Source organism: Streptomyces sp. 147326, from assembly GCF_045000215.1.
GTDB lineage: Bacteria > Actinomycetota > Actinomycetes > Streptomycetales > Streptomycetaceae > Streptomyces.
The window spans coordinates 7,425,485-7,438,993 of sequence record NZ_CP134201.1; the positions used below are offsets into that span (position 1 = coordinate 7,425,485).

At 72.5% G+C, this 13,509-nt stretch carries 11 protein-coding genes; 6 read left to right on the forward strand and 5 right to left on the reverse strand.

Features of this window, described 5'->3' with window-relative positions; genetic code table 11:
• Positions 1-134: 134 nt before the first annotated feature.
• Complete coding sequence (locus RIU97_RS34150) at positions 135-1,076, forward strand: NAD-dependent epimerase/dehydratase family protein (protein WP_404961360.1); 942 nt, start codon at positions 135-137, stop codon at positions 1,074-1,076.
• A gap of 71 nt (positions 1,077-1,147) precedes the next feature.
• Positions 1,148-4,471 (forward strand): aminotransferase class I/II-fold pyridoxal phosphate-dependent enzyme, encoded by a 3,324-nt coding sequence (locus tag RIU97_RS34155; protein WP_404963039.1) that lies wholly within the window; start codon positions 1,148-1,150, stop codon positions 4,469-4,471.
• A 10-nt stretch (positions 4,472-4,481) separates the two neighbouring features.
• Here the strand turns inward: RIU97_RS34155 and RIU97_RS34160 are convergent, their stop codons facing one another.
• The 4 genes from RIU97_RS34160 to RIU97_RS34175 form a co-directional block, all read right to left on the reverse strand.
• Positions 4,482-5,060, reverse strand: a complete 579-nt coding sequence (locus RIU97_RS34160) for a toxin (protein WP_404961361.1) — start codon at positions 5,058-5,060, stop codon at positions 4,482-4,484.
• Positions 5,057-5,509: a helix-turn-helix domain-containing protein gene (locus tag RIU97_RS34165; RefSeq protein ID WP_361758655.1), complete on the reverse strand. Its 453-nt coding sequence runs from the start codon at positions 5,507-5,509 to the stop codon at positions 5,057-5,059. Before RIU97_RS34165 ends, RIU97_RS34160 begins: the two co-directional genes overlap by 4 nt.
• Positions 5,510-5,815: 306 nt before the next feature.
• Positions 5,816-6,976, reverse strand: a complete 1,161-nt coding sequence (locus RIU97_RS34170; RefSeq protein WP_404961362.1) for an MAB_1171c family putative transporter — start codon at positions 6,974-6,976, stop codon at positions 5,816-5,818.
• Between the two features lie 40 nt (positions 6,977-7,016).
• Positions 7,017-7,742: a TetR/AcrR family transcriptional regulator gene (locus RIU97_RS34175; protein ID WP_404961363.1), complete on the reverse strand. Its 726-nt coding sequence runs from the start codon at positions 7,740-7,742 to the stop codon at positions 7,017-7,019.
• Between the two features lie 192 nt (positions 7,743-7,934).
• Between RIU97_RS34175 and dacB the strand changes: the two genes are divergently transcribed.
• The gene (dacB, locus tag RIU97_RS34180; RefSeq protein ID WP_404961364.1) at positions 7,935-9,578 is read left to right on the forward strand and encodes a D-alanyl-D-alanine carboxypeptidase/D-alanyl-D-alanine-endopeptidase; all 1,644 of its coding nucleotides are present in this window, start codon (positions 7,935-7,937) and stop codon (positions 9,576-9,578) included.
• 410 nt (positions 9,579-9,988) lie between these two features.
• Here dacB and RIU97_RS34185 read toward each other — a convergent pair whose 3' ends face one another.
• The gene (locus RIU97_RS34185; RefSeq protein ID WP_404961365.1) at positions 9,989-10,957 is read right to left on the reverse strand and encodes a zinc-binding dehydrogenase; all 969 of its coding nucleotides are present in this window, start codon (positions 10,955-10,957) and stop codon (positions 9,989-9,991) included.
• A 334-nt stretch (positions 10,958-11,291) separates the two neighbouring features.
• Between RIU97_RS34185 and RIU97_RS34190 the strand changes: the two genes are divergently transcribed.
• The 3 genes from RIU97_RS34190 (at position 11,292) to RIU97_RS34200 (ending at position 13,309) form a co-directional block, all read left to right on the forward strand.
• The gene (locus tag RIU97_RS34190; RefSeq protein ID WP_404961366.1) at positions 11,292-11,897 is read left to right on the forward strand and encodes a hypothetical protein; all 606 of its coding nucleotides are present in this window, start codon (positions 11,292-11,294) and stop codon (positions 11,895-11,897) included.
• Positions 11,898-12,008: 111 nt separating this feature from the next.
• Positions 12,009-12,485 (forward strand): hypothetical protein, encoded by a 477-nt coding sequence (locus RIU97_RS34195; RefSeq protein WP_404961367.1) that lies wholly within the window; start codon positions 12,009-12,011, stop codon positions 12,483-12,485.
• Positions 12,486-12,700: 215 nt separating this feature from the next.
• Complete coding sequence (locus tag RIU97_RS34200; RefSeq protein WP_404961368.1) at positions 12,701-13,309, forward strand: hypothetical protein; 609 nt, start codon at positions 12,701-12,703, stop codon at positions 13,307-13,309.
• Positions 13,310-13,509: the final 200 nt, after the last annotated feature.

Sequence of the window (13,509 nt, forward strand, 5' to 3'; positions counted from 1 at the left end):
ATACCGGCGAACCGGAATATTCATACCGGCGGAACGTCGTGATCCGGCAGCCCGCAGGCGACTATCAGCCCTGTCCGTCCGGAGGAAGCCGAGGTGGCCCCTGTGGCGCGGGCGGCTCGCGCTAGTGTGCGTATGTGAGCTCTCATGTCGTCATTGGTTTTGGACCTGCAGGCGCTGCCACCGCTCGACTTCTGGCCGAACAGGGCCATACCGTAAGGGTGGTCACCAAATCGGGCAGGAGCCCGGAACCCGGAATCCAGCACTTCGCGTTCGACGCGACCGACAGCGCGCGGCTGACCGAGACCGCGCAGGGCGCCGCCGCGATCTACCACTGCGCCGCGCCTCCCTACCATCACTGGGCGCGCGCCTGGCCGCCCCTGGCCTCGTCGGCCCTGGCCGCGGCCGAGGCGACCGGGGCCGTCCTGGTGATGCTGGGGAACCTCTACGGCTACGGACCGGTGGACGGGCCCCTGACCGAAGACCTGCCGCTCGCCGCCACCGGCACCAAGGGGCGGGTGCGCGCCGCCGTGTGGGAGCAGGCACGGCACCTGCACGAGCAGGGCCGGGTCAGGGCGGTCGAGGTGCGCGCCTCGGACTTCTTCGGGCCCGGCGTCACCGACGGCGGCCACCTGGCCGGGCGGGTCCTGCCGCCGCTGCTGCGGGGCAAGCCGGTCTCCACCCTCGGGGACCCGGACGCCCCGCACAGCTGGACCTACCTCCCCGACGTGGCCAGGGCCCTGGCCGAGGTCGCGGGCGAGGAACGGGCCTGGGGCCGGCCGTGGCACGTTCCGACGGAGCCCGCGCTGTCGGTCCGGGAGATGGTCGGCCGCCTGGCCGCCCAGGCGGGCACGGGACCGGTCGCGGTGCGCCGGATCCCGCCGGCCGCCCTGGGCGCGGCCTCGCTCTTCTCCCCGCTGATCCGGGAACTGAAGGAGATCCGCTACCAGTTCGACCGCCCGTTCACCGTCGACGCGCGTGCCTACGAGGCGGCGTTCGCGGTCCGGGCCACCCCCGTCGACCAGCAGGTCAAGGAGACCGTGGACTGGTGGCGCGAGCGCGTGGCGGTCACGGGGTGACAGGCGCGAGAGGGACGGATCCCACAGCGGATCCAAGGGGCGTGGGGCGCGACGACATCGCTGTCGTGGGGATGGCGTGCAGGTTCCCCGGAGCACGCGATGTGAACCAGTACTGGCGGCTCCTGACGGCACCCCGGACCCAGTTCTCCACCATCCCGGACTCGCGCTGGCGCACCGCCGCCTTCCTCGGCGACAGCCTCCGTGACACCTCGTCGGCCTACACGGACACCATGGCGCTGCTGCCGGACGTGGGCCACTTCGACGCGGCCCACTACGGCATCCCGCCGCGGCGGGCCAGGGCGATGGACCCCCAGCACCGGCTGCTGATCGACCTCGCCCGCGAAGCGATCCAGGACGCGGGGTGGGAGGCCGACGGCTTCGACCGCGAGGAGACCTCGGTCATCACGGCGCTCACCGAGAGCGGCTACCGCGAGCTCAGCACCATGCAGATCCGGATGCGGCAGCTGGCCGGCGGCGAGTTCGGGGCGCGGGCGGCCGACCCCCGGTGGGCGGAGACGGTCCGCGCGGTCGACGGACTGCACGGCACGTCCGTGGCCGGGCTGCTGCTCAACATGGGTCCGAACACGATCAGTTCGGTCTTCGACCTGCACGGCGAGAGCTACGCGCTGGACTCGGCGTGCTCGGGTGGACTCATGGCCGTGGCCAACGCCGTGCACGCCCTGCGCGCGGGCCGCTCCCGCATCGCACTCGCGGGCGGCGCCCAGCTGATACTCGCCCCCGACCTGCTGGTGGGGCTGTGCCGGATCGGCGCCCTCTCGCGCAGCGGCAGGTGCCTGCCCTTCGGCGCGCGGGCCGACGGCTTCGTCCTGGGGGAGGGAGCCGGGGTCCTGGTGCTGCGGCCCCTGGCCGACGCGCTGGCGGCGGCCGACCGGGTCTACGCGGTGATCCGTGGTGTGGGGACGGCCAACGACGGGACCGTGCAGGGCGGCATGTACCCCCGCGCCGCCGGTCAGCTCCGGGCCCTGCGCCGCGCGTACCGGGACGCGGACCTGCCCCCGGACGCGGTGGGCTACCTGGAGGCGCACGGAACCGGGACGACGGTCGGCGACCCCGTCGAGCTCGACGTCCTGCGCGAACTGCGCGGTGAGCGGGCCGCACCCGCCCACCTCGGGGCGGTGAAGGCGGTGATCGGCCACTCGCTCAACTCCGCGGGGATGGCCGGGCTCATCAAGTCCGTCCTGGCCGTGCAGCGGGGCGTGATACCGCCGCAGCCGGAGTTCGACCTGGCCGACCGCGCCGCACTGGACGCCGCGCGGCTGACCGTGGCCACGGAGCCGGTCCCCTGGCCGGACGACGGCCGGCCGCGCCGTGCGGGGGTGAGCGCCTTCGGCTTCGGCGGTACGGGCGTGCACGTGGTGGTCGAGGAGTGCGCCGCGCCGGACCGCCCGGCGCCGGCCGGGGGACCGCACCACCTGGTCCTCAGCGCTCGCGACCGGGCCGGGCTGGCCCGATACGCCCGGGAACTGGCGCAGACCCTCACCGAGGACCGGCCGCCGCTGGCCGCGGTGGCGGACACCCTGGCCCGCCGGGCACCCCTCGCGCAACGCCTCGACGTCGTGGCTCGGGACGCCGCCGACGCCGTCGCCCGGCTGACCGCGGCGGCCGAGGCCGTCGAGGCGGGCCGTACCGGAGAGGCCGGCCCGGGAGGGGAGGCCGGACCGGGACCCCGTCCGGTGGGCGAGCGCGTGCCCCCGTGCACGCTCCCGCCGAGTCCGCTCGCCCCGCGCCGTCACTGGGTCGTGGACGAGTCGGCGCGCGAGGTCCAGGACCCGGCCGGACCGGTGGACCCGCCGCCCGGGACGGCGACTGCCGTCTCGCCCGCCGTCTCGCCCGCGGTCCCGTTCGAGGTCCCTACCGTGACCTCGACACGGCCCGATGGCGCGTCCGCCGCGGCCGTCGTGTTCGAAGAGGTGTCGCGGACCGGAGTCTTCCCGCTCGCCGACCTGAGCGAGCGGATGACCCTGGTGACCGACCTCGGCTTCGACTCCCTGATGCTCCAGGAGCTGGCGGTCGGCATCGGCAGGCGCATACCCGGCTTCCGCACCGAAGAGCTGTTCTGGCCCGACCTCACCGTCGGCCGGCTGATCGCGCTGGTCGATCCGGACCGCGCCGAGCCGGAGCCCCCCGCGCCGCCGCCTCCCCGGGAGGCACCCCCGGAGTGGGGCGCGGGGACGGCGAGCGTCGAGGAGTTCCCGGAGGTGGGCCGGTTCGAGGAACGCCTGAGCGCGATCGCGGACGGTGGGGCGCAGTACCCGTACTTCCGGGTCCACGAGGGCAACATCCGCGACACCACGGTGATCGGGGGGCGTGCGTACCTGTCCTTCGGAAGCTACAACTACCTGGGCATCTCCGGACATCCGGCGGTCAACGAGGCAGCGCACCGGGCGGTCGACCGCTACGGGACCTCGGTCTCCGCGAGCCGGGTGCTGTCGGGCGAACGGGAGCTGATGGTCCGGCTGGAGCGGGCGCTGGCCGAGTTCCTCGGCGTCGGGGACTGCCTGACGCTGGTGAGCGGCCACGCCACCAACGTCACCGCGATAGGGCACCTCGTCGGCGCGCAGGACCTCGTGGTGCACGATGCGCTCGCCCACGACAGCATCCTGCAGGGCTGCGCCTTGTCCGGGGCGGCGCGGCGCCCGTTCGCCCACAACGACATCGGGCAGCTGGAACACATGCTGCGGCTCAACCGGTCCCGGTTCCGGCGGGTGCTGATCGCCGTCGAGGGCGCCTACAGCATGGACGGCGACCTCGTCGACCTGCCCGCCGTGATCGAGCTGAAGAAGCGTTACGGCGCGCTGCTGATGGTGGACGAGGCGCACAGCATCGGCACGGTCGGCGAACACGGCCGGGGCGTGGGCGAGTTCTTCGGCGTCGACCGGTCCGACGTGGACCTGTGGATGGGCACCCTCTCCAAGGCCTTCGCCAGCTGCGGCGGTTACCTCGGGGGCTCGGCCCGGATGGTGCGCTGGCTGCGCCACACGCTGCCGGGGTTCGTCTACAGCGTCGGCCTGAGCCCGGCCAACGCGGCCGCGGCCCTGGCCGCGACGGAGCTGATCGCTGCGGAGCCGCACCGGGTCCGCGCGCTGCGGCGCAACGCCCGGCTCTTCCTGGGCCTGGCCGCCTCCGCCGGTCTGGCCACCGGCTCCAGTGCCGACACCCCGATCGTGCCGTGCATCCTCGGCGACTCGGCGCGGACCCTGCGCGTCGCGGGCGGGCTGTTCGACCGCGGGATCATCGCGGATCCGATCGTGCACCCCGCCGTGGAGGACGGCCTGTCGAGGCTGCGGTTCTTCCTCACCAGCGAACACCGCGAGGACGACATCAGACGTGCCGTCTCGGTCCTGGCCGAGGAGGTGGCCTCCACCGGGCACTGAGTGACTCCCCTCAGATCAGGGTGCGTTCGATCCGGCTGAGCATGGCGCTCTTCCCGGGGTCCCCGCCCTCTTCCGCGTCCGCCGCCGGGGGCGCGCCGTGCCCTTGCTCGGCGCCGCCCATCCGCTGGGAGAGCAGGTAGGCGATGATCTCCGCCTCCTGCTCCTGGACGTCGTCGTAGGTCGCGCGCAGGAGCATGTCCCGTACGAGTTGGGGGTCGAGGTTGGGGAAGAGGAGTCGGGCGGCCGCCTCGTCCAGCCCGCCTGCCCCTCGATGGCAGCAGATGATGTGGCCCAGCTCGTGCAAGATGATGTGCTCCTGATGCGCGCTGGTGGTGTTGGCGTCGTAGAAGATGAGGTCCTCGTCGCGTGCGGCGACCCACATGCCGCACGGATGCGTGGAGGGCATCTGCATCGGGACGAGCGTGATCGGACGGTCGCGCGCCTCGCCGAGGTGGCGGCACAGTTCGGCCACGTCGGTCACCTCGGGGAGGCCGAGTTCGGCGATGCGCCGGGCGCCGGCCTTCCGGAGCTTCTTGAGCTGGCTGCGGCGGTCCTGGTCGGCCGACCGCTCCTTCCAGGCGCCCCTCATTCGGGTGGGGAGGAGTCGGTGACGGGCGGCAGGCCCTGCATCTGCCGGTACTGGTCCATGATGGCCGTGATGGCCTGGAGGTTCTCCTTCTTCATCCCGGCCGCGCGCATCGCCACCGCACGGACCCCGGACTGGCGCAGTGCCTCGATGGCGGCGATCTGGCTGAGCACCGACTCGGCGACCTTGTCGTCGAAGAAGTAGGCGACCGAGACGCCGAAGAACCGGGCCAGGGCGGCGAGGAGGTCGGGTGAGGGGTTGGAGCGCTTCCCCGTCCGCAACTGGGAGAGGTACACGCCCCCGACCTTGAGTTCGGGGCTGGCGCGCTTCAGCTCCTCCGCCACTTCGGCATTGGTCCAGTGCCTGCCCTTGGGGCGGACCGTCTTGAACAGGTCGTCGAGGCGCACTGCGAGCAGGGGCCGGTCATCGGACCCGCTTTCCGTCCCGGTCATGGTGAATCTTCCTCCCGTCACCTCCTCGGCATAGCCCTTGGCTATCTGTCAGTCTCACAGATTAGCAGTCAGTTGACAATTGGCCGGGAATCCGCCACCGTTGGGGTCTCGCCGATAGCTGTCAGCTAAGTCGACTCACGGGGGCTTTACAGAGTCGGCTGCCGGCGACATCGGACTGGCCCGGCCCTCGGGGGATGGGCCGGGCCAGTCCGGGCGGGAGCCACCCGTCCGGCCCGACGTGAAGTCGGGGGAGACGGGGTTGCTGCCCGCCCGGTTTGACGGGGGATGCAAACCGGGCGGGAGCTCTCAACTCGCGGTGCCGAGCTTACTGTAGGCGGCTGCGACTTGGGTGAGCCAGGCCACTTCCGCACTGAAGTTGTCCGTGTCGCGGTCGTCGAAGTCGCCCGCGTCCTTGTTGTCGTGGGGGACGGTGCCGGTCCGCTTGGCGAGCAGGGCCTGCTTGATCTGCGCCGCCTCCGTAAACGCCTGCCGCAGCTCCTCGCTCGCCTCCCCGCCCGGCCCGCCCGCCCCGTCCGGGCCGCCGGCCGTACGGTCGATGTACGGGCGCAAGTCCCGCCATCCGTCCCGTATTTCGACGACCCGCCGGTGGAGGCGGTAGTCGAGGTCCGAGACCGAGGCGCCGGGCGGCTCCAGGGCGATGTCCGGGGAGGCCTCGTACAGGTCCCGCCAGAGCGGGTACAGCGCCCGGTAGGTCCGGTAGGTCCGGGACCACTCCAGGAGCCGGGTGGCCGAGGGGCCCCAGGAGGAGTTCGTCAGGCTCAGCGACAGCAGCACGATGCCCGCCGCGCTGAAGACCGAAGCGGCGACCTTCCAGGCGCCTATGTCGACACCGCCCGCCGCCGTGAGGATGTTGACCGTCCGCGCCGCGCAATAGAGGAAGAGGACCACGGAGGCCACCGAGAGCAGCCGCAGGGCCTGCCGCAGCGTGGCGTTGTCGGTCATCCGGGCGTAGGGGCCGCACTGCCGGTAGATGGTGACGCACGGAACCGCCTGGGAGACGATGAAGACCAGGAGGTACGTGAGCATCAGCGGCTCGCTGGTGCCGTCGAAGTCCGAGGTGGGCCGGCCGGGGCCGTCGGCGAGGAAGAACAGGGCCGTCAGCAGCACGTCGAGGGTGATGCCGGAGACCAGCCAGTAGCGCGTCCTGCGCACCGTGGCCAAGTCCGCGGCCGCCCACCGGAGCAGGATGATCTGCGCGCTGACGCAGAAGGCGACCGCCGCCAGGTGCATGATGAGGATGGCGAGGTTGCCGACGCCCAGGAGGCTCTTGCCGCCCATGGCGAAGGCGCCCATGGTGAAGGTGAGGCACTGGAGCAGCAGAGTGGCGATCAGCGTGCGGTAGGCGCTGTCCCTCCAACTGCGGCGTGCCTGGCACAGCCGGTAGACGAGCGCCGCGTACGACGACAGCGCTGCTATGACGAAGCAGAGGGTTCTGGTGGTGTTCACGTCCCGGTTTTCTGCGCGTGCCGCGCATGCGGCGGACGGTTCAGTCGGTGTTCTCGCCTGAGGGGACCACGAGCCCGATGCTCTCGGCCGCCACGGCGATGGAGTAGTCGAAGAACGCGGCCTCGTCCCTGACGCTGTCGTGGGTACGGCTGAAGACCTGGAACACCAGGAGCCCGATCAGATTGCTCCACAGGACGATGCCGCGCTCGACGATGTCCGAGAACGGAGCCTCGGGTACGCCGCCGAAGGCCTCCACGGCGGCCGGCAGGAGGAGCGGCGGGCCGGGCACCGCCCGCCGGGGCGGGGTGAGTTCACCGCCCACCAGCGCCGACCGCACGATGCCGGCGAGCACCCCGGGGGTGCGCGAGGCGGGCGGGACCGTGTCCTGCGGGGCGTGGTAGCCCGGCACGGGGGAGCCGTAGATCAGCGTGAACTCACCGGGGTTGGCGAAGGACCACTGCCGCAGGGCGCGCGTCACCGCGAGGAGCCGCGCACCCGCCGGGGCACCGGCCTTGACGGCGGCCTCGTCGGCCTGTTCCATCGCGGCGCCCGACGCGTCGTAGGCGTCGATGACCAGTGCGGTCAACAGGTCGTCCCGGTGCGGGAACACGGCCTCGACATCGGTGAGGGCGAGACCGCAGTCACGTGCCACGCCGTCCAGGGACAGCCCTGCGGCGCCCAGCTTCACCAACTGGCGACGCGCGGCGTCCTTGACCACCGTCTTCGGCGTCACGCCGTCGCCGGTCGAACTTGTTGCGGAATCCATGGCCGCACCGTACCCGCCGCCGGCAACACCCGTCAGTGTTGCCTCTTGAGCACCGCGGCCCAGCGACTGGATCCGGCCACGCGGCGGGCCTCCGAGGGCTTCGACACGGTGTGACATGCAGGTCGAATCCGGCCGTGCCACCCTGTTCACACGGCCTCGGGGACCAGGCAGCCGCGACGAACGGAGCGCGCTGTGAGCAGTCCGATCCACTCCGTCCGCCCCGCATCGCTGCGGCGGGGCCTGGCCGCCGCCTGCGCCGCACTGCTCTTCGTGGTGGCACTGGCCCCCGGTACCGCGGCCGCCGCGGAACCCGCTCCGTCGCCGTCGGGTGACGCGGAGCAGGGCCCGCTCGACCCGCGCATCACGGAGATCATGCGGAAGCCGCAGTACAGCCACGCCCAGTGGGGCCTGCTGCAGACCGAACCGGACGACGGGCGCGTGGTGCACAGCATGTTCCCCGGGCAGTTCTTCATCCCCGGGTCCACCGCCAAGCTGATCAGCGTCTCGGGCCCGTGGCAGACCCTCGGCGCGGACCACCGCTTCGTGACCCCCCTCTACGCGGTCGGCGAGCGCAGCGGCGCCACGCTCACCGGCGACCTCGACCTCGTCGCCCAGGGCGACCTCACCATGGGCGGCAGGACGCGGCCCGACGGCACCGTCGCGTACACCGACCTCGACCACACTTACGCCAACGACTTCCCCGGCGCGACCCTCACCCCGGAGAACCCCCTCGCCGGGATCGACCAGCTCGCCCGGCAGGTCCGGGAATCCGGCATCACCCGCCTCGACGGCGACGTGATCGTCGACAGCCGGCTCTTCCTCCCCGACCCCGTCCTCGACCCCACCCCGACGCCGCTGATCATCAACGACAACCTGATCGACCTGATGACCACCCCCGGGGACAAGGCCGGTGCGGACGCCCGGCTGGACTGGCGGCCGAAAGTCGCTCCGTACCAGGTCACCTCCACCGTGAAGACCGTGGCCGCCGGGAAGCCGACCGCCGTCACGGTGACGGCCACCGACGGCGGCACCCGGATCCGGCTGTCCGGAACCATCGCGGCGGGCGCCGAGCCGCTGCTGCGCACCTCACCGGTCACCGATCCGGCCGCCTTCGGCCGCACCGCGCTGATCGAGGCGCTCGGACGGGCCGGCGTGCGGGTCACCGCCGACCCGGCCGGGCCCAACCCGGTCGCCCGGCTGCCGCGCGACTACGCGGGGCGGCCGCGGGTGGCCGCGTACACCTCCCCGCCCTACGCCCAGTACGCCAAGCTGATCCTCAAGGTCAGCCACAACCTCGGCGCCAACCTCGGCATCTGCCTGATGGCCGTCACGACCGGCAGCCACCAGTGCGAGGACGGCTTCCCGGTGCTCGCCGACTTCCTGGACCGGGCGGGCGTCGACCGCAAGCAGGCCCAGCTCATGGACGGCCGGGGAGGCAACCCCGCCGACCGGGTGACCCCTCGGGCGCTGGTGCAGATGCTGGCGTACTGGCAGCGCACCCCCGACGCGAGGCTCTTCCGGGAGGCCCTGCCGATCCTGGGCGTCGACGGGCTGCTGGCCGACAACTGCCGCAGCTGCCCCGCACGCGGGAAGGTGTTCGCCAAGACCGGCGCGGCCGTCGGAGGCGACGCGCTCAACGACCGGCTGGCCGTCGGCGCCATCACGATCGCCGGCTACCTGGACAAGGGTGGCGGCCGCTACGACACCTTCTACGCGGGCGTCAACGGAGCCTCCACGCCGACCGCCGACCCCGCCGGGGTACTGACCATCGCCAACGACCTCGCCATGATCGCCGCCTATCTCCAGGAGTCGCCCGCGCCCTCGCCCTCGCCCTGATGGACGCGGCGCCGCCGCGAAGGCGGCCGCCAGCCAGCGGCCCGCCGCAGTCGTCGCAGACCCTCGTACCGCCTTCGCAGCCCTTCCCGGCCCCTTCGCGCCGGTGGGAGGCGGCGAAGGCGGGGTGCCGTGCGAGGCCGCACATGTACGCGTACGCCGTCTCGATCAGGCCCCCGACATCGGCGACCTCGCCCGGCGGGCCGCGACAAGGGAACCGAAGGAGGCCGGCGGCGCCCGGTGTGCGTACACCGGGGCCGGGGTGGCCACGGGGGAGAGGGCACCGCCACCGTTGCTCTCCCCGTACTCCGTCGGCACTGTCCTTCGCAGGACAGGCAGCCCCCTCGCCCGCCGGCCGCATGTACCGCGTCCCCCCGCAGGGGTGAAGGGCGCCTCCGGCAGTGGAACCGCCCTCACACGGTGATCACGGTCTTGCCCACGAGCTCCCGGGACTCGATCGCCGCGTGCGCCGCCGCCGCGCGCTCCAGGGGGAAGGTGGCGCCGATCACCGGGCGCAGGGTGCCCTCGGCCGCCGCCCGCAGGGCCCGCGCCGCGAGTGCGGCCCGCTCCGGGGTGGTCAGCTGGACGTCCGCGATGCCGAGCAGGCGGACGCCGCGTGCCTCCGCGTCCGCCGGGTCCACCGGGGCGAAGCCGCCCGTCGGAGCGCCGTGGGCCGAGAACCGCCCGCCCGCCCGGACCAGCGGGAACGCGGCCAGACCGACCTCACCGCCCACCCCGTCCAATACGACGTCCGCGCCCGAGCCGCCGAGCGCCTCGCGCGCCCGGTCCACCCAGTCGGGGCGAGCCGCGTCGACGACGGCATCCGCGCCCAACTCCCGTACCAGGGAGGTCTTGTGGTCACCGCGGGCCACGCCGACGACCCGGGCGCCCGCGGCCTTCGCCAGCTGGACCAGTACGGTGCCCATGCCGCCCGAGGCCCCCAGGACCAGCACCTGCTCGCCGGACCGCAGAGCCGTGCTCTCCAGCAGCCTGGCGGCCGTCACCCCGTCGTGCACCAGGGCCGCCGCGTCGGTGAAGGACACCTCGTCCGGTACGACGGCCAGGCCCTCGGCCGGGGCCAGGGCCAGCTCCGCGTAGCCACCGCCGTCGATGCCTGCGACGACCCGGCGGCCCTTCCACACCGGGTCCACGCCCTCGCCGGTGGCGCGGACGGTACCGGCTATGCCGCCGCCCGGCAGGTAGGGCGGGGTGACCTGGAAGTACTCGCGGCCCCACCCGCTGCGCACCTGGGTCTCCACGAAGATCGTGTCCACGGCCGCGACGGCGATCAGCACCTGCCCCGGGCCTGCCACCGGCTCGGGAACCTCTGTGGGGACCAGTACCTCCGGACCGCCGAATCCGATCGCCTGTGTCGCACGCATGGCACTCACCCCTCCACCAGGGCCTCCGGTCTCTCCGGGGCCCGTTCCGTGAGCCTCGGACATCAAGCGGGGTTGAGGTCAAGGGGTGGCCGTCCGGCCCGTCGGGGCGGGGCCGCGCGGACTTTTACCCGGCATTTAGGTGGGCGTCAAGTCCCGAGATTCCGGAACATGACCCGGGTGTGCCGTCCGGGGCTTACTTGAGGAGCGGAAAGGAAACGAAGCGAAAGGCACAGACGGAACACCTCGCAAAGGGATTCCTCCTCTCGCCAGTATCACCGCACCGTCCCGGAAATCCGGGCGAGTCCATATTCCTCTTAATCGGTAGGAGAAAGTCATGAACCGCAAGATGCACACCAACAGCACCGTCCGCCCCACCCGCAAGGGCTTCCGCTTCGCCACGCTGGCCGCTTCGGCCGCTGTGGTTGTCGGAGGGATCCTCCTGCCGGCGTCCGCCGCGACGGCGGCTCCGATGCCGGACACCGTGCACTCCATCCTCCTCCCGACCGACGGAGGCGCCGGAGGAAAGGGCGGTAAGGGAGGGAGCGGCGGCCTGGTCGGAGGCGGTGGCGGTTCCGGCGGTGCCGGTGGCGGCAGCGTCAACGGTACCGGTGGTAAGGGCGGCCTCGGCGGCGACGGTGGGGACGGGTTCCTCGTCGGCGGTGGCGGCGGTGGCGGTGGCGGTGGCGGCGAGGGCCGCATCGGTGGCGCCGGCGGCGACGGCGGCAAGGGCGGCTTCGGCATCCTCGAAGGCGGCGGCGGTGGCGCCGGCGGTGGCGGCGGTGACGGCCGGCTCATCGGTGGCAAGGGCGGCAACGGCGGCAAGGGCGGCTTCAGCTTCCTCCAGGGTGGTGCGGGCGGTGACGCCGGTGACGGTGGCTTCGGCGGCCTGATCGGTGGCCTCGGTGGCGACGCCGGAGCCGGTGGTGGCTCCTTCTTCTAAGAGGCGCACCTGATCCGACGGGGTGGAGGCCCTCCCGGCCTCCACCCCCCAACCCCCAACCCCCACCTCCCCAACCCCCCAACCTCTTGTTTTACGGAAACGGAGAACCCCATGTTCACGTGCACCTGGCAGCGTCCGCTCATCCTGGCGGCGGCCTCTCTGGCCCTCGTCACCGGCACGGCCTGCGCCGCGCAAGCGTCGGAGTTCAAGGCCTCGGCGGGCACCAGCTCCTCGGTCGTGGCCGAGCAGCCCACGCACTGTGCGCTCGGTGGCAAGGGCGGCGAGGGTGGCAAGGGCGGGGCGGGCGGCAGGGGCGGCAAGCCCGGCGAGCCGGGTGAGCCCGGCAAGCCCGGCGGAGTCGGTTGCTTCCGGTTCGATGACCTGCCCGACAAGTCGAAGTCCGACCTGTCGATGGTCGACAAGGTCCACATCGTGATGATCCTGCTGGTCGACGACTCGGACGAGATGAAGGAAAAGATCGCCAAGAAGTACGACATGCCGGAGGAGCAGCTCGACGACCTGAAGGAGGCCTACCTCGAGGGCAACTGGTTCGCCCTGATGGGAGAGGGCTTCTCCTCCTCCACCTGAGGGAGCTGAGGGACCTGACGGACCTGAGGGACCTGAGGAACGAGGGCGGGCAGGCGGGGACGGGAAACGACTCAAGGACGAGTCCCCCTCGGGGCGCTCCGGCCCGATGCGGCCGGAGCGCCCCGAGTGTTTGCGCCGGAGGGACCGTCCACGGCGCGGAATTCGACAAACCGAACCGCTCAGCGGAAATCAATTTCTAGGCAAGGGAGAATCTCATGCGCGTGCGATCTTGGAAGTTCCGTCTCGGCCTTCTCGTCTCTTCCACCCTCATCGGTGCCGGTGCCATGGCACCGGTCGCCACGGCGGCGCCGGCACTGCCGAGCCACACGGTCGAGGCGGCCGCCGGACAGCGGCAGGTCCCCGCTCCCGGCGGCGGTGACACCCAGACGGGCGGGAACCGCTTCGGCCGCAACGGAGCGATCGGCAAGTTCGGTGACCAGCTCACCGGCAAGGTCAAGATCGACAAGGACAGCGTCCGCGTCGGTGACAAGGTCTGCGCGGGCAAGTGCAACGGCTCGGTCAACGGCACCGAGGGCGGCAGCGGCGGCATCTGCGCCGGAGTCTGCAACGGCAGCGCCAACGGCGGCACCGGCGTGACGGGCCGGCCGGGCGGCGGCACCGGCGGGACGGGCGGCAAGGGCGGGATCTGCGCCGGGGTGTGCCACGGCAGTGTCAACGGCGGCGACGGCGGCACCGGCGGGACGGCGTCCCCCGGCGGCGACGGTGGTGAAGGCGGCCTCGGCGGCGACGGCGGCCTCTGCGTCGGCATCGGCTGCGAGACCAGCGGATTCGGCGGCCGCGGCGGCAACGGCGGCGTGGGCTGACCCCCACCACCAGCGCCACCCCACGGGTCCCCGGCACACCACGTGCCGGGGACCCGTTCCGTCTCGAAGGGGCACTCGTATGGATCACTGGATAGACTTCGGGTATGGAAGAGCGGCCTGGCGCGTGACCTTCGCGCCCGGGCCGACACCGTCGCGTCGAGCGCGACCCGTTCAGCCATGTCGTCCCTCGGACGGCGCTC